This window comes from Ruminococcus bovis, from assembly GCF_005601135.1.
GTDB lineage: Bacteria > Bacillota > Clostridia > Oscillospirales > Acutalibacteraceae > Ruminococcoides > Ruminococcoides bovis.
This window is the reverse complement of record NZ_CP039381.1, coordinates 754,350-776,996: the sequence shown is the minus strand read 5'-3', so window position 1 is coordinate 776,996 and position 22,647 is coordinate 754,350. Positions and strand designations below refer to the sequence as shown.

Annotated in this window: 26 protein-coding genes and 1 pseudogene; 19 read left to right on the top strand and 8 right to left on the bottom strand. The window is 34.4% G+C overall.

What is annotated here, in order from left to right; genetic code table 11:
- The first annotated feature begins 17 nt into the window (after positions 1–17).
- The 10 genes from E5Z56_RS03765 to E5Z56_RS03720 all read left to right on the top strand — a co-directional run bounded on the left by E5Z56_RS03765 (position 18) and on the right by E5Z56_RS03720 (position 8,801).
- On the top strand, positions 18–392 hold the full coding sequence (locus E5Z56_RS03765; protein WP_138156595.1) for a thioesterase family protein: 375 nt from the start codon (positions 18–20) through the stop codon (positions 390–392).
- Complete coding sequence (locus E5Z56_RS03760; protein ID WP_138156594.1) at positions 376–1,035, top strand: HAD hydrolase-like protein; 660 nt, start codon at positions 376–378, stop codon at positions 1,033–1,035. Before E5Z56_RS03765 ends, E5Z56_RS03760 begins: the two co-directional genes overlap by 17 nt.
- Positions 1,036–1,069: 34 nt before the next feature.
- A complete protein-coding gene (locus E5Z56_RS03755; RefSeq protein WP_138156593.1) occupies positions 1,070–1,555 on the top strand; it encodes a DUF4830 domain-containing protein in 486 nt (161 codons plus the stop codon).
- A 1-nt stretch (position 1,556) separates the two neighbouring features.
- Positions 1,557–2,261 carry a pseudouridine synthase gene (locus E5Z56_RS03750; protein ID WP_138156592.1) on the top strand — a complete coding sequence of 235 codons (705 nt, stop codon included), beginning with the start codon at positions 1,557–1,559 and terminating at the stop codon, positions 2,259–2,261.
- A gap of 187 nt (positions 2,262–2,448) precedes the next feature.
- Complete coding sequence (locus E5Z56_RS03745; protein ID WP_138156591.1) at positions 2,449–3,561, top strand: ABC transporter ATP-binding protein; 1,113 nt, start codon at positions 2,449–2,451, stop codon at positions 3,559–3,561.
- Positions 3,562–3,870: 309 nt separating this feature from the next.
- Positions 3,871–4,956 (top strand): PucR family transcriptional regulator, encoded by a 1,086-nt coding sequence (locus E5Z56_RS03740; protein ID WP_138156590.1) that lies wholly within the window; start codon positions 3,871–3,873, stop codon positions 4,954–4,956.
- A 94-nt stretch (positions 4,957–5,050) separates the two neighbouring features.
- Positions 5,051–6,085 carry a cell division ATP-binding protein FtsE gene (gene ftsE / locus E5Z56_RS12065; protein ID WP_138156589.1) on the top strand — a complete coding sequence of 345 codons (1,035 nt, stop codon included), beginning with the start codon at positions 5,051–5,053 and terminating at the stop codon, positions 6,083–6,085.
- A gap of 21 nt (positions 6,086–6,106) precedes the next feature.
- Entirely contained in the window at positions 6,107–7,012 is a 906-nt protein-coding gene (gene ftsX / locus E5Z56_RS03730; protein WP_138156588.1) for a permease-like cell division protein FtsX, read from the top strand.
- A gap of 29 nt (positions 7,013–7,041) precedes the next feature.
- A complete protein-coding gene (locus E5Z56_RS12015; protein ID WP_138156587.1) occupies positions 7,042–8,394 on the top strand; it encodes a murein hydrolase activator EnvC family protein in 1,353 nt (450 codons plus the stop codon).
- A gap of 2 nt (positions 8,395–8,396) precedes the next feature.
- Positions 8,397–8,801, top strand: coding sequence for a hypothetical protein (locus E5Z56_RS03720; protein WP_138156586.1), 405 nt, complete (start codon positions 8,397–8,399; stop codon positions 8,799–8,801).
- Between the two features lie 197 nt (positions 8,802–8,998).
- Here the strand turns inward: E5Z56_RS03720 and E5Z56_RS11855 are convergent, their stop codons facing one another.
- From E5Z56_RS11855 to tnpA, 4 genes and pseudogenes are all read right to left on the bottom strand, one after another.
- Positions 8,999–9,154: a transposase domain-containing protein gene (locus E5Z56_RS11855; protein ID WP_232842492.1), complete on the bottom strand. Its 156-nt coding sequence runs from the start codon at positions 9,152–9,154 to the stop codon at positions 8,999–9,001.
- Positions 9,155–9,178: 24 nt separating this feature from the next.
- Positions 9,179–10,447: pseudogene (gene tnpC / locus E5Z56_RS03710) on the bottom strand (IS66 family transposase); the annotation flags it as partial.
- Positions 10,448–10,609: 162 nt separating this feature from the next.
- The gene (tnpB, locus tag E5Z56_RS03705) at positions 10,610–10,966 is read right to left on the bottom strand and encodes an IS66 family insertion sequence element accessory protein TnpB (RefSeq protein WP_138156313.1); all 357 of its coding nucleotides are present in this window, start codon (positions 10,964–10,966) and stop codon (positions 10,610–10,612) included.
- A gap of 128 nt (positions 10,967–11,094) precedes the next feature.
- Positions 11,095–11,289, bottom strand: coding sequence for an IS66 family insertion sequence element accessory protein TnpA (tnpA, locus tag E5Z56_RS03700; RefSeq protein WP_138156583.1), 195 nt, complete (start codon positions 11,287–11,289; stop codon positions 11,095–11,097).
- A gap of 77 nt (positions 11,290–11,366) precedes the next feature.
- Here tnpA and E5Z56_RS03695 point away from each other — a divergent pair, with 77 nt between their 5' ends.
- The 7 genes from E5Z56_RS03695 to E5Z56_RS03665 all read left to right on the top strand — a co-directional run bounded on the left by E5Z56_RS03695 (position 11,367) and on the right by E5Z56_RS03665 (position 17,594).
- On the top strand, positions 11,367–12,185 hold the full coding sequence (locus tag E5Z56_RS03695; RefSeq protein ID WP_138156582.1) for a hypothetical protein: 819 nt from the start codon (positions 11,367–11,369) through the stop codon (positions 12,183–12,185).
- Between the two features lie 69 nt (positions 12,186–12,254).
- A complete protein-coding gene (gene greA, locus E5Z56_RS03690; RefSeq protein WP_138156581.1) occupies positions 12,255–12,728 on the top strand; it encodes a transcription elongation factor GreA in 474 nt (157 codons plus the stop codon).
- 67 nt (positions 12,729–12,795) lie between these two features.
- On the top strand, positions 12,796–14,709 hold the full coding sequence (gene lysS, locus E5Z56_RS03685) for a lysine--tRNA ligase (protein WP_138156580.1): 1,914 nt from the start codon (positions 12,796–12,798) through the stop codon (positions 14,707–14,709).
- Positions 14,710–14,857: 148 nt separating this feature from the next.
- Positions 14,858–15,673 carry a TdeIII family type II restriction endonuclease gene (locus E5Z56_RS03680; RefSeq protein ID WP_138156579.1) on the top strand — a complete coding sequence of 272 codons (816 nt, stop codon included), beginning with the start codon at positions 14,858–14,860 and terminating at the stop codon, positions 15,671–15,673.
- The gene (locus tag E5Z56_RS03675) at positions 15,670–16,404 is read left to right on the top strand and encodes a DNA-methyltransferase (RefSeq protein ID WP_138156578.1); all 735 of its coding nucleotides are present in this window, start codon (positions 15,670–15,672) and stop codon (positions 16,402–16,404) included. The genes E5Z56_RS03680 and E5Z56_RS03675 overlap by 4 nt, the downstream gene beginning before the upstream one ends.
- A 294-nt stretch (positions 16,405–16,698) precedes the next feature.
- Positions 16,699–16,929, top strand: a complete 231-nt coding sequence (locus tag E5Z56_RS03670) for a helix-turn-helix domain-containing protein (RefSeq protein WP_138156152.1) — start codon at positions 16,699–16,701, stop codon at positions 16,927–16,929.
- A 32-nt stretch (positions 16,930–16,961) separates the two neighbouring features.
- Entirely contained in the window at positions 16,962–17,594 is a 633-nt protein-coding gene (locus E5Z56_RS03665; protein WP_138156577.1) for a DDE-type integrase/transposase/recombinase, read from the top strand.
- A 433-nt stretch (positions 17,595–18,027) separates the two neighbouring features.
- Here E5Z56_RS03665 and E5Z56_RS03660 read toward each other — a convergent pair whose 3' ends face one another.
- On the bottom strand, positions 18,028–18,885 hold the full coding sequence (locus E5Z56_RS03660; RefSeq protein WP_138156576.1) for an IS110 family transposase: 858 nt from the start codon (positions 18,883–18,885) through the stop codon (positions 18,028–18,030).
- Positions 18,886–19,147: 262 nt separating this feature from the next.
- Here E5Z56_RS03660 and E5Z56_RS03655 point away from each other — a divergent pair, with 262 nt between their 5' ends.
- Positions 19,148–19,903, top strand: coding sequence for a hypothetical protein (locus tag E5Z56_RS03655; protein WP_138156575.1), 756 nt, complete (start codon positions 19,148–19,150; stop codon positions 19,901–19,903).
- Positions 19,904–19,985: 82 nt separating this feature from the next.
- On the opposite strand, the gene E5Z56_RS03650 is transcribed toward E5Z56_RS03655, so the two are convergent.
- From E5Z56_RS03650 to E5Z56_RS03640, 3 genes are all read right to left on the bottom strand, one after another.
- Positions 19,986–20,711 carry a DUF554 domain-containing protein gene (locus tag E5Z56_RS03650; RefSeq protein WP_138156574.1) on the bottom strand — a complete coding sequence of 242 codons (726 nt, stop codon included), beginning with the start codon at positions 20,709–20,711 and terminating at the stop codon, positions 19,986–19,988.
- Between the two features lie 17 nt (positions 20,712–20,728).
- Positions 20,729–21,481, bottom strand: a complete 753-nt coding sequence (locus tag E5Z56_RS03645; protein WP_138156573.1) for an EFR1 family ferrodoxin — start codon at positions 21,479–21,481, stop codon at positions 20,729–20,731.
- A gap of 70 nt (positions 21,482–21,551) precedes the next feature.
- A complete protein-coding gene (locus E5Z56_RS03640; protein ID WP_138156572.1) occupies positions 21,552–21,986 on the bottom strand; it encodes an Rrf2 family transcriptional regulator in 435 nt (144 codons plus the stop codon).
- 216 nt (positions 21,987–22,202) lie between these two features.
- Between E5Z56_RS03640 and E5Z56_RS03635 the strand changes: the two genes are divergently transcribed.
- A complete protein-coding gene (locus tag E5Z56_RS03635; protein ID WP_138156571.1) occupies positions 22,203–22,643 on the top strand; it encodes a GNAT family N-acetyltransferase in 441 nt (146 codons plus the stop codon).
- Positions 22,644–22,647: the final 4 nt, after the last annotated feature.

Sequence of the window (22,647 nt, the reverse complement as noted above, 5' to 3'; positions counted from 1 at the left end):
TAATTGGAGGTTTAATTATGGATAATTTTGTAATAGAAAAAGTTGTAACAGAGGATATGTTGGCAGTAAATGTTGGTTCAGGCAGCCTAAGAGTATTGGCTACACCAACTGTTGTTGCTCTTATGGAGGAGGCATCAACAAAACTTGCCGATACTTTTCTTGATGAGGGTTTAACTACTGTCGGTACAATGGTAGAAATTCAGCACATCAGTCCTTCACCAATCGGTGCTAAGATTAAAGTAGAAAGTAAGCTAATCAGCAATGACGGTAGGTCATTTAAGTTCGAAGTTACTGCTTATGATAATGCCGGTATGATTGCCAACGGTACTCACAACAGAGTATCTGTAAAAAGTGAAAAGTTCCAGAAAAAGGCAGATGAAAAGTTTGAGTAAGTACGATATTATTTTGTTTGACTTAGACGGTACAATTTCCGAAAGTGCTACAGGTATTCGTTATAGTCTGGAAAAAACTATAGAGCAAATCGGTTGTGATACATTTGATACAAGTAATTATAAGTTGTATATAGGTCCACCACTACTTGATACTTTCACAAATTTATGCCATCTAAGTGGGAAACCTGCCGAAGATGCAGTTGAGGTTTATCGTCATTATTATGATACTGAGGGTAAGCTGATGAATAAGCCTTATAAGGGTATTAAAGAAACTTTAATGGAGATTAAGTCAACCGGTGTTAAGGTTGCAGTTGCTACCTCTAAGTATGAAAAATTTGCAGAAGAAATTGTTGAGAACTTAGGTTTAACAGAATGTTTTGATGCAGTTTGTGGCTCTTTAGCCGATGGTAGTAGGAAAGATAAAAAGGATATTATCCCTTATGCAGTAAATAGATTGGGAAAAGATTTTAACAGTAAAATCGCTATGGTAGGGGATACTTATTTTGATGCAAAAGGTGCTAGACTTTGTAATGTTGACTTTGTTGGTGTGCTTTATGGTTACGGTGACAAAGAGTCAATGGAAAATGAAGGTGCTACTGTATTTGCAACTTCTTCGGAAGATTTAAAAAATTATTTACTATAACATTTTATAGCAAGTCCTTGCATATGTATTTTATATGGAATACGGAAGGACTGATAAAATGTTTGTACTAACAGTAAAAACAAAGATTAATAACAAAAAGAAATTTTTATTTATGTGTGCTTTTGGGTTAATACTGATTTTGGCAGTAGTGTTTGTGTCTTGTGATAACACACCTAAAAGTGCATATTGTAAAGAAATAGGTGAGTATTCTCTCAGCTTTTCTACAAGTAATGATAAAGAAACTTTCTTGTCTTACTTTAATGTTACCGGACAACCTGTTACTATTGATAATGTGAGAATACCGGAAAACTTCAACTCTACATATGAAAGATATAATAAGATACAAAAAGCTATGGGTCTTGACCTAAATAACTTTAAGGGAAAGACCACTAAGCGTTATGTTTATAAAGGAAAGGACAACTACTTTGTTTCTATACTTACTTATAAAGGTAAGGTGGTAGGCTGTCACAAATCTAAGGAGCTTTATGGAAGTGACTTTGTATCTTTGCTAAAGGAGTAAAATGAGAATTGATAAATTCCTTGTGTCACAAAATATTTGCACAAGAAAAGAAGCACAAAAACTGGTTAGAAAAGGATTAGTAAAAATTGATGGTGAAATTATAAAAAAGCCTGAAACTAAACTTGACCCTAATGTAAATAAGGTTACTGTGGATGGCAAAGATATTTCTTATCAAGAATATGTGTATATTATAATGAACAAGCCTAAGGGTTATATCTCTGCAAGTAATGACAAAAATGCAGAAACTGTTGTTGACCTTGTGCCAAAGGAAATGAGAAGGAAAAATCTTTTTCCGGCAGGTAGACTTGATAAAGATACTACAGGTATGCTGATTATTACTGATGACGGTGACTTTGCCCATAGAATGTTATCCCCTAAAAAGCATGTTGAAAAGGTGTACAAAGCAACCCTTGACGGTGAAGTAACCGATGAAATGGTAGAGAACTTCAGGAAGGGTATTTCTTTCTATGATGGCACACTTTGTCTATCGGCAAAATTACTTCCAAACAAGGAAAATCCCCATATTGCAAGGGTAATTATACGAGAAGGCAAGTATCATCAGGTAAAAAAGATGTTTTTAACACAGGGATTAACAGTAAAAGAACTACACAGAGAGCAAATCGGTATGCTAAAATTGCCCAAAGATTTAGCCCCCGGTGAATGTAGATTTATGCAAGAGGATGAGAAGCGTAATATATTTTTGTAAGTTATAAACAAAAAATATGAACATTTTTTATATGTGTGGCTTTTTGCCTAAAATCTTGCGTTAATATTTAGTCAAAAATATAGTAGCCAAATCAACAAAAAAATGATATACTACATTATGATATACGAAACTATTGGTGAGGAATGGTAAAATCCTTGCTTATTTATACAGGGAGGTTATAGTTAGTATGGCAAATGTATCTTTAAGACACGTTTATAAAATCTATGACGGTGGTGTAACTGCTGTTACAGATTTTAACCTAGAAATCGAAGACAAAGAATTTATTATTTTGGTTGGTCCTTCAGGTTGTGGTAAGTCAACAACACTAAGAATGATTGCCGGTCTAGAAGACATCAGTAAGGGTGAACTTTACATTGGTGATATGCTAGCAAATGACGTAGCACCAAAGGATAGAGATATTGCAATGGTATTCCAGAACTATGCTCTATATCCACATATGACAGTTTATGATAATATGGCATTTGGTCTAAAGCTAAGAAAGACACCAAAGGAAGAAATCAAGGAAAGAGTTCAGGAAGCTGCAAGAATTCTTGGTATTGAACAGTACCTAGACAGAAAGCCTAAGGCTCTATCAGGTGGTCAGAGACAGAGAGTTGCTCTTGGTCGTGCTATCGTTCGTGACCCTAAGGTATTCCTACTTGACGAACCACTATCTAACTTGGACGCAAAGCTTCGTGCACAGATGCGTACAGAAATTTCTAAGCTATATCAGAGACTAGGTACAACATTTATCTATGTTACTCATGACCAGACAGAAGCTATGACAATGGGTACTAGAATCGTTGTTATGAAAGACGGTTTCATTCAGCAGGTTGATACACCTCAGCATCTATATGATCTACCTTGCAACGAATTCGTTGCAGGTTTCATCGGTTCACCTCAGATGAACTTTATTGATGCAACTCTTGCTAAGAAGGGCAACCAGATTTGTGCTGAATTTGCAGGCTATAGCATTCCACTACCTGCAAGCAAGAACGAAGGTGGCAAGCTAGACGCTTATGTTGGCAAGGCTGTTAGAATCGGTATCCGTCCTGAACATGTACATGACGAAGCTGAACACCTAGAAAGACTAACAGAAAGTGTTCTTGAAGCTAATGTTGATGTTACAGAACTTATGGGTGCTGAAATTTACCTATATGTTAACATTGAAGGTATTCCAATTATCGCTAGAGTTGAACCAACTTCAAAGGCTCAGCCTGGTGACAAGATCAAGATTGCATTTGAAACTGAAAAGATTCATGTATTTGATCCTGAAACAGAAAAGACTATCACTAACTGATAACTTGATATTTATAACCCCCTCATTTGAGGGGGTTTGTTGTTATAATAAAAATTTTCTTTGTTAAGCATAACACAGAAAACACCACAGAAAAATTACTAAAACGGACAAATTGGTAAAAATGTATCACGAATATACCCACAAAATAGGGTGATTTGTGATTTTAGTGAAAATTCTCCCTGAAAATTGAAAATAAATGTTGCAATTTTCTGAGTTTTTGTGTAAAATGTATATGATGAACAATATAATTATATGACTTGTAACGAAAGCATTAGTCATTATCACCATATAATCAGGGAGGAAAATAATATGTCAAATAGACTCTTTCAAGGAGTAATACACCAAATGAGAGATACCATTGATAGAACAATCGGTATTGTTGATGAAACATCAGTGGTTATTGCTTGTTCAGAACTTGGCAGAATTGGTGAAGTAAACGAAAGTATAAATGCCGAAACATTGTCATCTACTGTTCCTTATGTTATTAACGGATATACATACAAATCATTTGGAGCAAATCAAAGACCAGAGTATGCAGTCTTTGTTTCCGGTACAGATGAGGCAGCCCAAAGATATGCGGGCCTTTTGGCTATTTCCCTGAATTCTATTAAGCAGTATTATGATGAAAAGTATGATAGAAGCAATTTTATCAAAAGTGTTATCCTAGATAATATCCTACCTGGGGATATTTATCTAAAGGCAAGAGAACTTCACTTTAACTCAGAAGTTACCAGAGTTGTTATGTTAATCAGAATTACATCCAAGACAGATATTTCTGCTTATGATGTTCTTCAGAACCTATTTCCTGATAAGTCTAAGGACTTTATCATTAACATTAACGAAACTGAGATTGCTCTTGTTAAGGAACTAAAACCGGGTATTAAGGAAAAGGACCTAGAGAAGTTAGCAGGTTCTATTGTTGATACACTTTCTTCTGAATTCTATACTCATTGTACAGTTGGTATCGGTACTATTGTAATGGGTATCAAGGATTTGGCTCATTCATTTAAGGAAGCACAGGTTGCCCTTGAAGTTGGAAAGGTATTTGATAACGAAAGAACTATTGTCAGCTATGACAACCTTGGTATTGCAAGACTTGTTTATCAGCTACCAACTACTCTTTGTGAAATGTTCCTAAAGGAAGTTTTCAAGAAAGGCTCAATTGACAGCCTTGACCAAGAAACTCTGTTCACAATTCAGAAGTTCTTTGAAAACAACCTAAATGTTTCTGAAACATCAAGAAAGCTATTTGTTCACAGAAACACACTTGTTTACAGACTGGAAAAAATCAAGAAGTTAACCGGTCTTGACCTAAGAGAATTTGAAGATGCAATCGTCTTTAAAGTAGCATTAATGGTAAGAAGATACCTAGATGCTAACCCTACAAAATACTAAAATTAATAAGGACTCGCTTCTCAAATTCATTTGTGGAGCGAGTTTTGTACACATTGGTAAATAACATTTGTTACCATTTTGGAGAGATTTTTTTATGATAGAATTTAAAAATGTATCAAAGGACTACCCTTCAGGTACTCATGCGTTGCATAATATCAACCTAAAGATTAACAACGGTGACTTTGTGTTTATTGTTGGTTCTTCCGGTGCCGGTAAGAGTACATTCCTAAAGCTAATTATGGCTGAAGAAAAGTTGACAAAAGGTGAAATTGTTGTTGATGGAATCAGAATGAGTAAACTTAAGAGAAGGAAAGTTCCTTTCTTAAGAAGAAAGATGGGTATTGTTTTCCAGGACTTCCGTCTGATTGAGAAAATGACAGTTTACGATAATGTTGCTTTTGCTATGAGATGTGTTGGTGCATCTAACAAAACAATCAAAACTCGTGTTCCTTATATCCTAAAGCTAGTTGGTCTTGGCAGTAAGATTAAGAGTAAGCCTAACCAACTTTCCGGTGGTGAACAACAGAGAGTTTCTTTGGCAAGAGCTTTAGTAAATAACCCTGAAATTATTATTGCCGATGAACCTACAGGTAATGTTGATCCGGAAATGTCACATGAAATTATTGACCTGCTTTCTGAAATCAATAAGCAAGGTACAACAATCATTATCGTTACCCATGAACATGACCTTGTTAAAGAATTTGGCAAGAGAGTTATTGAAATTCATAAGGGTAAGATTATTCACGATACAAAGTTAGAGCGTAAGTCTGCTGAAGATATTGAACTTATGTCATCATATGATCAGGAAATTTCCGATGATGAACTTAGTCCACTTCTAAAGATTGACCAAGAGTCACCGGAAGAAGTACAGGAACTACCTGTTCAAAAGCTAAGAATGTTAAACAAGATGGCAGAAGAACAGACTGAACCTGAAAAGCCAAAGACTAAGGTTGAAAAGGCTGTTGAAAACATTGACAAGATTGTTGAAGAAATCGAAACAGATGACAGAGAGGACCTAATCCATACAGTAACTCTTGACCCTGCAAAAATTAAGAGAATTATTGCTGCCGATAGAGAGAAAAAGGAAAAGGATGCTCAGGTGGATTCTGTTATTGATTCACTAAGGTAAAATAGAAAAGGAAATGTAAAAATGAAGCTTAGTAATTTAGGTTATTTAATCAAAGAAGGTATCAGAAATATCTGGTCAAATAGAATGATGAGCCTTGCTTCCATTGGTGTTCTTTTATCTTGCCTTGTACTGACAGGTGCTGCTGTTATGGCATCTTTGAATGTTAAAACAATTGTTGACAAAGTTGGAGATAGCAACGAAACAACTGTTTATATGGAAGATAAAGCAACTGATGCAGAAATCACTAATGCCGGAAAACAGATGGAAGGCTTAAGTAATGTTACTTCTGTTTCTTTCTTCCCTAAGGAAGACGCTATTAAGGATTACAAGGATGTTCTTGGTGACAAGGTTTTTGCTGAAATGGAAGGTGAGGGCAATCCACTTCCTGATGCTTATAAGGTTACTGTTAAGGACTTATCAAAATATGAGAGTACAGTAAAACAAATTCAAAGTATCAAGGGTGTTGCTACTGTATCATCCCAAACTGATGTTGCAGATAAATTAACAAGTCTAAACAAGATTATACAGATTCTTTCTGTTGCAATTGTTTTGGCACTTGTAATTATTTCACTGTTTATTATTTCTAATACAATTCGTATGAGTATGTATGCAAGAAGATACGAAATCAGTATTATGAAGTCTGTTGGTGCAACAGATACATTCGTCAGAATACCATTCCTTGTTGAAGGTATCATTATGGGTGCTATAGCCGGTGTAATTTCAACATTCGGTTTAATGCTCATTTATGATTTGATTATAGAAGCATTGCAGTATGTAGTACCATTTAAGGCAATAGCATTCAACTCAGTAATGTGGCCATTCCTTGGTGCATTTATTATTGCAGGTGTATTTGTTGGTATTTTAGGTGGTCTTATCAGTATTGGTAAGTACCTAAAGAAAGAAGGTTCAATTATCCTTGGTTGGTAATTGACTTTATCTCTGAAAGGAGTATAGCAATGAAAAAAGAGATAATCTCGGCGATATTGGCTTTGACTGTAGTTGGTGGCACATTTGCTATTGGTGCAAAGGTACAGCCTAGCACAGTTGTTGCTCAAGACTCTATTTCTGAACTTGAACAAAGACAGGCTGAACTAAAGCAAAAGTCAGAACAATATCAGAAAGAATTAGAGAAAAACAACAGTAAGATTGCTAAGACAAAGCAGTATCAAAAGACTTTGCTTAACAGAATTGATGCTGTTAATGATGAAATTGTTGTAAGCCAAGAGAAAATTACAACACTTAACAATCAGATTTCTGCTAAAACTAAGAAAATCAAGAAGCTAAACAGCGATATTAGCTCCAGAACAAATACTCTAAGAAAGAGAATCAAGACTATTTATATGTCAGGTGATGTTAGTTCTCTAGAAATTATTCTAGGTGCTAAGGACTTTAGTGATTTTCTTGATAAAGTTGAACTTGTTAGAAATGTAAGTAACTTTGATGAAAAGTTAATATCTGATATTGAAACAGATATGAAAACTGTTAAGTCAGAAAAAGCTGCTTTAGTAAAGGATAAGGCAAAACAAGTTAAAGAAAAGAAAAATCTACAGGCTAAACAAGCTGACTTGCAGTCTGTTGTTGATGAAAACAGTAAAGTGTTAAGCACACTTTATACTCGTAACAAAAAGCAAGAAGCTGCTATTAAAGCTAATAACGGTGCTTTGAATGGTATTGATGACCAGATTCAATCATACTATGAAGAACAAGCTAAGAAAGCTGCCGAAAAAGCTAGACAGAATAGCTCAAACAACGGTTCTAATAACAGCTCAAACAGTGGTTCAAATAATAGCTCAAACAACAATGGCTCTTCCAACAATAGTGGTGGCAGTAGCAGTGGTGGTAGTAGCAACAGTGGTGGTGGCAGTTATACACCTGTAACACCATCAGGTTCAGGTTACACATGGCCTGTACCGGGACATACTGCACTTTCATCAGTATTCGGTGAAGACAGAGGTTCTTATGGCCACGGTGCTATTGATATTTCAGACGGTAGCATTATGGGTGCAACAGTTGTTGCTGCTGACTCAGGTACAGTTGTTGTTTCCAATAACTCTTGTACACATAACTGGGGTAAGTCCGGTTCTTGTGGCTGTGGTGGTGGCTACGGCAACTATGTATGGATTGACCATGGTAACGGTAAATGTACAATCTACGGTCACCTTACAAGAGCAGTTGTAAGCCAAGGTTCTCATGTTTCTAAGGGTCAGGTTATCGGTTATGTAGGTTCTACAGGTTGGTCAAGTGGTCCTCATCTACATTTTGAATGTAGAATTAACGGTACAAAGTATGACCCAATGTCAGAGTTCTAATTATGAGCGATAGAAGAGAAAGACGACCTGTTAAGAAGGGTGTACCACTAGGGGTTACTGTTACAATTGCAGCAATTTGTTCTGCTATTGCTTTTTCCGGTGCTTATGTTTATGCAATGCATACCTTTAATTCAAAGGTTACCGACTTAAACGAAAAGCAAAGAATGTTTACCAAACTTTATGAGGTTGATTCAGCAGTTAGAGAGAACTACAACGGTTCAATTGATGAAGAAACTTTGAGAGAGTCTTTATCCTCTACATATGTTAAAAGTGTTGATAATGACAATATTCTTTATGTTCCGGAAAGTGATTATAATGAAGATAAATACAGTAAGGACTACAAGAGTTTCAAAATTTCTGACGGTTCATATGTGCTAATAAAAAAATCTTCATTAAAAAATAATTAGTTCAACAAAATAAGCATAATTTTTCCCTCTTTGCATACTATTATAGAAATAGTGCAAAGGGGGATTTTCTTTGTTAACAACATTTAGAATTGAAAAAAGAAACCTTAAAGGATTGAAAAAATTAGTAAAGCCGTAACCGTCAAATCATCCTAAAAAATCCCTGCGAGTTTGTTCTCGCAGGGATTTCCACATATGTATCAAATTTTAACTTTGCACTCCTCTGGTGCATTCCAAGGCAGTAGAATATCAGCCGTTTCATTTTCCTTAATATTAGGGAACTTTTTGAAGATATAGGTCAGATATCTAAACGGATTCAGATTGTTCTCTTTGGCTGTTTCGATTATGCTGTACATAACAGCACTGCCAGTAGCTCCTGACTCAGTATTGGCAAACAGGAAATTCTTTCTGCCCATCACAAAAGGCTTAATGCTTCTTTCGGCTCGGTTATTGTCAATTTCTAATCTGCCGTCCTCTAAATATCTTCTGAGATATTTCTCGTTATTCTTAAGATAGGTAAACGCACCACCAAGTTTGCTTTTAAATGCTATGCTTTGCTTTTCAGCCCAGCACAAAAGCGTCAAGAATTGGCTTTGATTTTTCTTGTCGCACCTTTAGTATTTCTTCATAGCTTTTATCAGCTATTTCTTTTCTATTGCATATAGCTGATTGCAGTAATCTAAAGCAATTCCAGCTGTTGAGTTTGCTCGTTCGTCCTTGCTTATCATTTCTAATGCTTCAGCAAATTTTCTTCTGCAATGCGCCCAGCAACCAACAACTGTGAAGTTATCTCCAAGTTTGTGATATCCCTGATAACCATCTGCGTGTATGTAGCCATTAAAACCTTCAAGAAAGTTCTCCGCATTTTCAATCTTTCTGTTTGGTTTGTAATCATACAGTACGATATTCTTTTCAGAGCATCCACTCGTTCTGTACAGCCACATATATGCTTTCTTTGGAGTAGGCTTCTCTTTGGTTTTCAGTACCTGCAGTGTTGTTTCATCTGCATGGATTACTTCCTCTTTTATGAGAAGCTCTCTTAACTTCTCATATATTGGTTCTAACCACAGCTGACTCGCTTTAAGTATCCAGTTAGACATTGTCTGTCTTGTTAATTCAACACCTTGCCTTTTCAGGTCTTGTTCTTGTCTATAGAGTGGTGAGTATATCACAAACTTCTGTGTCATAATGTGAGCCACTGCTTCTGGTGAAGCAAAGCTGCCTTTGATTACTGGCTTTTCCTGTGGTGTTTTTACTATTGGGGTCTCAATACCGTTTTTCTCACAATTCTTGCAGGCGTAGGTGTAATATACATCCTCCTGAATAATCACCTCAGCAGGTTTGATTTTTAATGTTTTCTTTACTTCCTTACCAATAACCTCAAGCTGTTCATTACAGTTAGGACATACCTTTTCTTCTTCGGGAAGAGTATGCTCTACAACAACTGTCTTGATGTTTTCTGGTAATTTGTCAAGAGTAGCTTCTTTCTTTTTTCGGGTATGAGAAGCCACCTTAACCTCTTCCTTTGCTTCTACATCTGAGTAGAGCTCTGCTTCGTTATGAAGAAGACTAAGCTGTTCGTAAATATATTCCGATTGTTCACTTTTTGAGCCATAGGTCTTTTTATTATTTATCTTAAGCTGCTCCATCAGCCACTTCACCTGTGTTTCAAGTTCTGAACAGTGCTCTTTTAATGATTTTAGTTCATTATATTCATCCAGTGAAATAGTAATTGTTTCACTGTTTTATCCTTGATTATCATACCTATATTATACCACAAAACAAGGCAAAAGTACAGTATTTAAGCCATTTTATGAGAACTTTATTCCACTTATTTTTTGTGTTGACTTAGGCTGGATTATATTAAGTCCCTCCATTAACCAACGATATTGCTGAGGTGTTATTGTGACACATTCTTCAGATTTTCGAGGCCATTGAAACTTACCTTTTTCAAGCCTTTTATACAGAAGCAGAAATCCGTCACCTTCCCAATACAAACCTTTAATTCTATCCGTTCTTCGTCCACAGAAGAGAAACAAAGCATTTGTACAAGACTCAAGCTTAAACTGCTTTTCTATTATTGTTGCAAGTCCGTCTATTCCTCTGCGTAGATCAGTATATCCACTTGCAAGGTATATCGGGCAATTACAATTAAAATCATTAAGCATTTTTCATTGCCCTCAACACAGCTGTTATTGTAGCTTCGTCAGCACCATTATTGATTTCTACTGTGAAATCATTTCTTTGATAGAAATCATAGGTGAGTTAGCGTTTACTTCTGGTTCTACTGACACTTCTATGAATTGAGGTCTGTTTTTTGAGTGTAGGCTTCGTATACCTTTTTCTGTCTGCTCCAAAATGTACTTACAGGAATATTGTTATTTCTGCACCACTGCGCAACACTTAACCCACTGTTGTTGCATTTCTCTACTTGGTTTGCCCAAAGAGCCAGGTTCTGTTCTTTTCTTAATGTTCTGATACCTTTGTTCATACGAAACTCTCCAATCGTTTTTTGTTGTAGTCTATTGTAGATGTTCGTCTACAACTTATTTACTTGGATATTTTCGCATGTTTTCAAATCCGCTTCAAGACGCTGGCTTATTTGACGGTTACGTAAAGCCATTTATAAAGGATAAGTTACTTGAAGATTATGGAGAAGAGAAAAACCTTATTATCCGTCAAATGGTTTACATAAGCTATAATGACAAAATTAATTGGAAAGTTGTGAAGAATAGAGCAGGTTATCAGTCAAAGTGTTTGGTGTGTAGTGAAGATATTTCTTTTCCTATCAACTCAAGACTGCAAAGGTTTGTTGACAGTACATTTGCAAAGATTATGACAAATAACTTTGCCTTGTCACTACTAAAAACAATGGAAAATCCGGAAAAGCTGAAAAGTGTTTATTACGATATTGACGGTAACAACAAATACTTTTTAACTGAACTTTGTAAGCTAACTGACAATTTCATTGTTGTAACAGTTAACAAGAAAAAGTACAAGGAAATATCCGATAAGTTGATGGATGAAATGGGTGTCAGCTTAGTTTATACCGATAGGCTCTCCAGAATGAAAGATGCCGACCTTGTAATTGCTCCTACTCAAATCAGAAAAATTCTTGACTTAAACAGTAAAGCTATTGTATTAACAAGTGAAAGACCTTGTTTTGATATGAATGCACAGTGCTACTATGGATATAGTGTTGAAATACCGGAAAATTTAGAAAAATATCGTCCTGAGGATATGGACAGTTTGTACTTTGCATCAGCTTTATTTTCAAAAGGTAGGCAACATTATATGGCTGAGCTTATCCCAAAGACAACTTATAACGAAAATTGCACCTGTACAGTGAAAAGTATGGGAAAATATCTTGCTAAAGCAGTAGTTTAGGGGATTGACATAATCCTTATTAATGATATAATAAAATAGTATATTTATTTGAAAAAGGATGTGTTTTTAATGGCAAAGCAGGTTATGCTTACAGAAGAAGGCCTTAAAAAATTAGAGGCTGAACTTGAAGTCCTTAAAGGCGAAAAAAGAACTGAAATCGCAGAAAAAATCAAGGTTGCTCGTTCATATGGTGACCTTTCTGAAAACTCAGAATATGATGATGCAAAAAATGAACAGGCTATTCTTGAAGCTAGAATTGCAGATATTGAAGCAAGCCTTAAAAATGCAGTTATTATTGATGAAAGCGAAATCAGCAATGATAGAGTACACCTAGGTAGTACAGTAAAAATTAAAAATCTTGCTAACGATATGGAAATGACTATCCGTATTGTTGGTTCAAACGAAAGTGACCCTAAGAAGCTACAGATTTCTGATGAAAGTCCTGTTGGTATGGGACTTCTTGGCAAGTCAATTGATGATGTTGCAGAAATTGAAACTCCGGGTGGCGTTGTAGCTTACAAGGTAATGGAAATTTCAAGATAACTTAGATTAAATTGATAATTAAGGGCAGTTCTTGATACTGCCTTTTATTATGGAAAGGAAATAAAAAATGGGTGAACAGAATAACCAGAACAAGAACAACGGTGGTGACCTACTAAAGGTTCGCCGTGACAAGTTAGCAGAACTACAGGCTGCAGGTAACGACCCTTATATGGTCAACACTTCAGCTAGAGATACACTAAACAAAGATATTTCAGATAACTTTGAAAAATATGAAAACCAGACAGTAACAATTGCCGGTAGAATTATGTCTAAGCGTGGCAAGGGTAAGGTTATGTTTATGGATGTATATGACCGTACAGGCAAAATGCAGGTTTTCGCAAAGTTTGATGACCTTGGTGAGGAAACATACAAAGGTCTTAAAAAGTGGGATATTGGCGATATTATGGAATGTACAGGCTTTGTTTTCAAAACAAAGATGGGCGAAGTTTCTGTTCATGCAACAGGTGTTAAGCTCCTTTCAAAGTCACTTCTTCCACTACCTGAAAAGTATCATGGTCTAAAGGATGTTGACCTAAGATACCGTCAGCGTGAAGTTGACCTTATTATGAATCCTGAAGTTAAGGAAACATTTATTAAGAGAAGTAAGATTGTTTCTACTATTCGTAACATTATGGATAGCAAGGGATTTATTGAAGTTGAAACTCCAACACTAAACACAATTCCGGGTGGTGCATCAGCCAGACCATTCGTTACTCACCACAACACACTTGACATTGATATGTATATGAGAATTGCAACAGAAATTCCTCTAAAGAGACTTATCATCGGTGGTATGGAAAGAGTTTATGAAATCGGTAGAATCTTCCGTAACGAAGGTATGGACCCTAGACATAATCCTGAATTTACTACTATCGAACTATATCAGGCATATACAGACTACAACGGTATGATGGATATTACCGAAGAACTTATCAACAAGTCTTGTATGGCTGTTAACGGTACAGAAGATATTACATACGGTGATTATGAAATTTCTCTAAAAGCTCCATTTAAGAGAATTACAATGATTGATGCAGTTAAGGAACAGACAGGTGTTGACTTTGGTGAATTTATGGGCAACACTGAAAAGGCTAAGGAAGTTGCTAAGGAACTTAAGCTAGAGGTTAAGCCAACTGACACTTGGGGCAATGTTCTTGCAGAAGCATTTGATGAATATGTAGAAGATAAGCTAATTCAGCCTACATTCGTTATTGACTACCCTGTAGAAATTTCTCCTCTAACAAAGAGAAAGAAAGATAACCCTCTACTAGTAGAAAGATTTGAAATTTTTGTAGCAGGTGGCGAACTTGCTAATGCATATACAGAGCTTAATGACCCAATTGACCAGAGAGGTCGTTTTGAACACCAGATGATGCTTCGTGAAAACGGTGATGAAGAAGCTAATATGATTGATGAAGATTTCCTAACTGCTATGGAATACGGTATGCCTCCAACAGGTGGTATGGGTATGGGTATTGACAGACTTGTTATGCTGCTAACTAATTCACCTGCAGTTCGTGATGTTATTGCATTCCCAACAATGAAGCCTGTAGGTGCATCAAAACCTGCTAACAAGCCGGTTGCTGAACCTAAGGAAGAAAAGATTGACTTCTCTAAGGTAGAGGTTGAACCACTATTTAAGGACTTTGTTGACTTTGATACATTCAGCAAGTCTGACTTTAGAGCAGTAAAGGTTAAGGAATGTACAGCAGTTCCTAAGTCAAAGAAACTTCTACAGTTTACTCTTGATGACGGTACAGGGGAAGACCGTACAATACTAAGTGGTATCCACGCTTATTATGAACCTGAAGAACTAGTAGGCAAAACACTTATTGCTATTACTAACCTACCACCAAGAGCAATGATGGGTATTGAGTCTTGTGGTATGCTACTTTCTGCCGTTCATGAAGAAGAAGGAGAAGAAAAACTTCACCTACTAATGGTTGATAACCATATCCCTGCAGGTGCAAAGTTATATTAATTTTTAATATTTAATTCAAAGGGCAATTTCTATATTTTGTATAGAGATTGCCTTTTATTATATATGAATTTATATAATTGTTCTATAAAAGAATTAAATGGTAGATTGATTTATGTTATAATATTGTAGATTTTTAAGGAGTTTTATTATGGATGAACATAAGAAAAAAGAAATAGAAGTTGTTGTTGATACTGCAATATCAGCTTTTGCTGAAGGATTGATAAGTCGTTATACTGCTGAAGTTGATGACGAAAAAGGTGTAATAAACATGAAAAAGAACAACTGTTTTATAGCAGAGCTTGGAGAGGAGTTTATGTTCTATTCTGCTTTTGTGAGATCTTTTGATTCTTCTTTTGGCAATGTATTAGAAAAAATGGGTAATAATATTGCAAAATTATCATATGAAGTACGCAATAATATCAATTCTTTTATATTACCTGATCAAGTTAGTCGTATATCTAATATTTTAGATAATTATGTTGATCATGTAACTATGCCTAGTATTGATCATTACTCTACATATTCATCAATATATCCAAGAGATATTACTAGTTATAAAAGATCACATGTTACCGACAATTATTTTTATTGTAGTGAGAAAAACGAACATTATCTTATTGAGTTAAAGGCATCAGGTGATTTGGATAATAAAAAATCAAGAGCAGAGAAAAATGCTTTATTAGAAGAGTATTTTTTATTGAAGAATGAACTTAAAGACGATGAAACAGCTAAAGTTAAAATATTTTTTGGTACTGCTTATAATAAATTTGGTGAAGGTAAAGTTTGGAAGCAAGAAAGAGTTAAGCAATTTTTTGCAGAGGATGAATTACTAATTGGCAGAGATTATTGGAATTTTGTTTGTGATGATGAAGATGGTTTCAATGTTATGTTTGAACAGTACAAAAAATCTGCAGAGAAAATTAAAGAGGCTTTATCAAAAATAAAGGATATGTATTTTGTATGATTGATGTTAATGATATAAAAGATTATTTACTAATAAACGATGATTGTTTCTCAGTTTTGAAAAATATACCAGATCATTCTGTTGATTTGATTTTGACTGATCCACCATATAACATAGCTAAATATAGCACAGGTAATATGAAATTTAATTGGAGAAGTGAAATTAATAACGATTTAGCTGAATGGGATTTATCAGAACTAAATCCTAAAGATTTAATTGGGGAATTTAAAAGGGTATTAAAGCCAAATGGTAATATTTTCATATTTTGTTCTTATAATATTATAGGTGAATATCACAAGGTCTTTGATCCTGAATTTGACACATTTCAATTTATGGTATGGCATAAAACAAACCCTGTTCCTAATTTTAGAAAATCATCTTTTTTAAATAGTTGTGAATTAATTGTTAGTTGTTGGAATAAGGGGCATACTTGGAATTTTACAAATCAAAGGGATATGCATAATTTTATTGAAAACAGTATCTGTATGGGTTCTGAGAGAGTAAAAAATAAAGATGGGAAAAGTCTACATCCAACACAAAAGCCTGTAGCTATTCTTGAAAAAATAGTTAAAATCGCTTCTAATGAAAATGATTTAGTACTAGATTGCTTTAATGGGGTTGGAAGTACAGGTGTTGCTTCTTTAAAAAATAATCGCAGATACTTAGGTATTGAAATAGATAAAACTTATATGGATGCAACTGAGCAACGATTAAAGATTTATAAAAAATAATTTAGTGTATGTTGCCCTTTGAGAGAGGAGAAATCCTTTTCTCAAAGGGCTTTGTTATATCTCTTATATTTAATTGACTTTGATTAAGTGTTGATATACTTTGAAAGTTCAATTATTTAAATTAATATTACTGTGGAAAAATATGTATGTGCTAAAATGATATGACCCAATAAAAAAGAGGAGTAACTTCAAAATATGGTATAATGGAATCGCTCAAAAACATTAACCTAAGAAAGAAGTACTCCTCATGAATATAATAACACAAGAAGCAAAGAAAAAGCAAGCCATAGTAAAATACGCACTAAGAAAAGGAAAAGCGAAGCAAGTAGAGTGTACGGTGTAAGTCTTTCAAGCGTAAAGAGATGGTGTAAACAATATGACGGTACCTGGCAATCGCTATTGCCTAAATCACGCAGACCACATAGTCATCCCAACAGACACACAAAAAGAGAAGAAAGACAAATTAGAAATTCTTTTAAAAGTGCTATGAAAGATATGGATGGGATGGAGTATACAGTGATTTAAAGAGAAAAGGATATACAAGAAGCTATTCAGGAATGATATATGCTGCAAAAAGAATGGGCTTAGTAAAATATAAAAAGACCAAGAAAAAGAGCCGTAATCATAGAAGATATCCGGAGCTGTTAATACCTGGAGAAAAGGTGCAGATAGATGTAAAAGAAGTGCCATACAATTGCTTAAGAGGCAAGGCTTTAAGGGACGGAAAGCATTTTTATCAATGGACTGCAATAGATGAATGTACAAGAATGAGATTTGTATATGGGTTTGAAGAACATACACCGGAAAACTCAACTAAATTCTTGAAAATGTTATTAAAAGAATTTCCGTTTAAAATAAAGACGGTTCAAACAGATAACGGAAGAGAGTTCACATATAAATATCAAAGCAGTGAAGTGAAAAGTCCTTTTGAAATAGAATTGAACAAATTAGGTATAAATCATAAATTAATACCACCACGAACACCTTGGCACAATGGGAAGGTAGAAAGAAGTCATAGAAACGACCAAAGATATTTCTATGATTGGGAAACATTCAAAAATATTGAAGAATTAAATACAAAGTTAAAAGGACATTTAGAATGGAGTAATAACAAGACAATGAGAACACTTGAATACAAAAGTCCAATGCAGTTATTGAGTGAAAAGTTAGAATTGAAATCCATTCATTAATTAATATTCATAATCAAAAGTCAGTAAAACAAGCGAAATATTAAATCGTATTTTATTTTTACCCTAAAATGGGTCATATCTATTTACAACACAGATTAAATTAATATTACTGTGGAAAAATATTTGTTGACAAAATTAAATGTATGTATTACCATAAAGATGTAAAAAACTATACGAAACACTAAATGTGAACTAAAACGATATTTTATAAATAAAGTGTGCTGCATAGAAAAACCATAACAATAAAGATTACATTATAAAATAATCAATGAAACAAAGGGCAATAAAGACTAACTATTAAAAGTCAAGGCTATAATGAAGATATTTTGAATTAATCAAAAAAATCCTTTAGATCGTATTGGAATCGTAAAAATAGCATGACAAAAAAGAGCATCATAAATGGTGCTCAAAAATAAGATATTTATGAAAAGAATTAAACTGTTGGTTGGTATGGTTGTTTAGATTTCTCCATTGCAAAAATTAAGCGAACAAGTTTCTTTGTTGCATGGGATAATGCAACATTGTAATGTTTGCCTTCTGAGCGTTTCTTACCAAGATATACACCGAAAGATTCATCCCAGTAACAAACATATTTTGTTGCATTGTACAGAGCGTATCGTAAGTACCTTGAACCACGCTTTTCCATATGAGAATGACAGTTCTCTAATTGACCGGATTGGTAGGTAGAAGGTGACATACCTGCATATGCAAGTATTTTATCAGCTGAATCAAAGCGATTGAAATCTCCTAATAAGGCATAAACTGAAGCCATATGAAGTGTAGGAACGAGTTTTTCTAATTCAGGAAAAAGGATACATACAAGTCTAGAAATAGAAGATTTTAATTTTGCTCTTTCTTTTACTTTATCAAAACGGTATCTAGTTAGTGACTTTAGCTCCTCATTGTGGTATGATGTATTTGTGTAGGACTTTAAGTTCACATCAGACATAATCATAGAAGCAATTGTACGGGCATCAACTTTATCTGTTTTCGTCTTTCTAAGACTTAAACTTTTTCTGTATAGATTTGTATGTAATGGATTGATAATGTAGGTCGGCAAACCTTTATCAAGAAGAAATCCCAGAAGATTGTAACTATAGTGTCCGGTAGCTTCAAGTCCTACTTTTACTTTTGTTAAATCATCTGAAATGGATTGTACTTTTTGAAATAAGGTTTCAAAGCCTTCACGATTGTTAGAGATAGTAAAAGATTTAAATAAGACTTCACCATCTGAATTGGTAATAAAACAGTCGTGTTTATCTTTAGCAACATCAATTCCAATATAAATCATAATGAAAACTCCTTGTGAGTGTATTTTTGATACTGTTTAGACCACTGGTACTCCTTGCGATTGTAACCTCGTTCTAAATAAACCGTCATGCGGTATCTAACTAATTAACAAATATACAAAGAGACTGTGGTTGTAGCCTTTCAAAAACCATCAAGTGGTAGGAGATTGTAAACAATCCACAGTATCTCTATCATTATAGCACACAGACCTTGGAGAGGGTCTATAAATACTACTACTTTATTATACGAGGAGGAATTTAATTATGAAAAAAGCATTATTATTATTCCTTGTGTTGATAATAACTTGTGTTACTATAACCGGTTGTAAAGATTCTTCAAATAACACAAGTTCTTCAAGTGGTGCAAACAATTCAAGTAATACAATTACTTCAAGTAGTTCAAAAAATGCAAATGTTGGAATGATAAGGGACTTATCTGTGAATTTGGAAAGGAAATATAGCGTTCCAAATTCTGACAGTAATGTGTTAGAAACTGTTTCAAAAACTGATGAAATTTATCAGGATGACCTAAATGAACTAATATCAGTATCAGATGATGTAATTCGTGTAACAGTTCAAAATGTGTCTTATACAAGCTATGAAGGTGTTGCTTGGACAAAATCCGATGTCCTGATAACAGATACATTTAAAGGTGATTTGAAAAAAGGTGATGTCATATCAGTATTTACTTTGGGTGGATATATTCCACTTAGTGAGCATATTAAAGGGCACAATGACGCATTTCGTTTTAAAGATTTAAGTGCAAAGAAAATTAAAACGACTTTTCTTAAAGAAACAATTGACGGTGAAAAAACGATTAAAAAGTCAGAAGATTTGATATTGTGTGTAGTTAAAACTCCTAAGGATAGCCCATTACCAAAGGGTGCATATGAGAGAGTTTCTTATTCAGGACAGTTATATGCTGAGGGCAACAAAGAATTTGTTCAAACCATTACCGATAGTACCCACAAAACAGAGAAAACTTATTCCTATAATGATATTAAGAAAATGACAGAATAGAGTAAATAATAAAAACCCTTTGAAAATTTTTATTTTTTCAAAGGGTTTTGCTATATTTTTAAAATAAAATTGTAAGTTATCTTTAAGAAACGAAAGGCAGTACATATGTTACCCAAAGATAGCTAAATGGCATTACAAGTGCCATTGATGGTATCATATCTGCTATTGGAAAATTCTTTACTTTCATCATTCTAAAGCCTGTTGCTATAAGTAGTACACCACCACAGGCTTTGAAATCACAAATCATAGTTTCTGAACAAAGTGGATAAATTGCTCCGGCAAGTAAGAAAAGTATCATAAATAAGATGAACTGTGGAACGGCAATTACGCAAGTTACCATTTCAAGGACACAGGCGAATATTAAGGCAGTAGCAAAATCTAAGACAGTTTTTGCCAAAAGAATGCTATGATCACCTGTCATTCCGGCTGTAATACTACCATAGATGCCAGTGCCACTGGCACAAAATAATACGATAGCAGTCACTAACACATTAGAGTATTCTTCATCCTTGTTGTGCTTACAGGGGATAATCTTAGAAATAATTTTTTCCATTCCCATTCCCATTTTCTGCGTAAGTTTTCCAAGATGGATAGTTAGACCGATTACTGTTCCTAAAATAATGGAAAGAATAACTACAGGCATATTTTTCATTAGGAAAATAGAGCTGATACCCATAGTCATGGCACAGGCACTAAGAACAAGGTTAAGATTATCTTTGAAAGAGCCTGTTAAACGGGGTCCAATCAGAGAGCCTACAATTCCACCAACAATAACTCCAAGGCAGTTTACAATAATTCCAATTGGCATAAGTATTCTCCTTTTTATTATAGAAATGTTTCATTTTTGTTTCTGATATTTTTCAATGCACCAAGCATCTTTTCCATCTTTTCCTGTACCGGTGGTGGTAAAATTCTTGCATGTTCAGGACAAGCACAGGTACATGCCATACACAAAATACATTTTTCTTTATCTGTTGTTACTCTGTTATCAGTAATTGTAATTGCATCTGTTGGGCATAACTTTGCACACACTCCACATTTTTTACAAGTAGGAAGTGAAATAGGGGTAAAAGGCATATTCATTTCCGGTTTATAAGGACGATTTCCCGAAACTTGCACACCATCTGTATTTTTCTTATTTAGGATAGCTTTTGCAAATTTACGAATATCCTTTGCATCTTCCTGATCAGGTCTTCCTGCACCAACTTCCGGGGCCATAGAGTGTTGTGCCACAAATGCACCTGATGCAATTACTGTAAATCCATTTTCTGTTAAAATATCGTTCATCTCAAGCAGTGCATCTTCATAAGCTCGGTTTCCATAAACCACAATTGTAATTGCCTTTTTTCCTGTACCTTTTAACTTTTTGATTTTTTCCCTTACAACAGAGGGAATTCTGCCACCAAATACAGGTGCAGTAACAACAGTTAATTCTGATGTTGCTTCTTCAGGTATCGTATCTTTCTTTCCTAAATCATACCACTTTGCTTCTTTCTCTATTGCATCCACAAAAATTTGAGTTACCTTTTTTGTTCCACCTGTTGGGCTGAAATAATATACTTCCATTTTATCTGACATTTTAATGTCCTCCTTTGTTTAGCTGTAACTATTTTAATTACAGGTTAATCTATAAAAAAACGCACCTTTATCAATGCGTCTTTTTGTCAATATATTCAATTATATCCTTTAAGGAATATTGGGCAAGTGACTGTTCCATTGCAATTTGTGCTTCATATAATGGTTTTTCCATTGCTTCTTTAATATTGCCACCAACAAAACAAGCTGGGTTAGGGTTTGCATGAAAATCAAATAAAGTTGCGTTTTCGTTGTCCCGAACTGCTTTATAAATATCAAGTAGTGTAGTATCTTCTTCTTTTTTTACAAGATAGATTCCTGAAGCTCCGTTTCTGGTTTCAATCAGACCTGACTTCCGTAACAAAGACATAATCTGACGAATTACAACCGGATTTGTTCCTACACTTTTGGCTAGTATCTCAGAAGTTGCTGTCTTATCCATCTTCTGAATATAAGAAATCAGTGTCATCATATGAACTGCAACTGGAAATTTTGTATTTATTCTCATATCATCACCTGTAACCATTATACTTACAGTTTATCTTAATGTCAACTATAATCTTTTCATTAAAGCAAAATTTTGAGAGAGTACTGAGCTTAGCACAAAAGAATAATTATTAATATTCCTGATTACCGTAATAATATTGATAATGGTTTCTTTATAAATTGACTTGTAAGGTATTATTATTTATAATATATCTAAATAATTTGATTGGAATTAAAAATGAAAATATATGAAGTAAAAGATAAATCAGAAGACTTAAAATCTACACTTTTAAATATATGGGAACAGTCTGTTAAAGCAACTCACACTTTCCTAACTGATGAAGAAATCAAGAAGATTAAAGGGTATGTACCTATGGCTATCAGTGGTGTTAAGCATTTAATAGTTGCAGAGGATGACATCGGTGAAATTGTAGGTTTTATAGGTGTTGAAAGTAGAAAAATTGAAATGCTTTTTATTTCTCCATTGTGTAGAGGAAAAGGCATAGGCAAAAGCCTTGTGAAGTTCGGTGTAGAAAATTATAATGTAAATGAAGTTACCGTAAATCAGCAAAACCCACAAGCAGTAGGGTTTTATGAACATTTAGGTTTTAAGACTTATAAAAGAACTGAGCTTGATGAAGAAGGCAACCCATATCCACTACTGTATATGAAATTGTAATTTA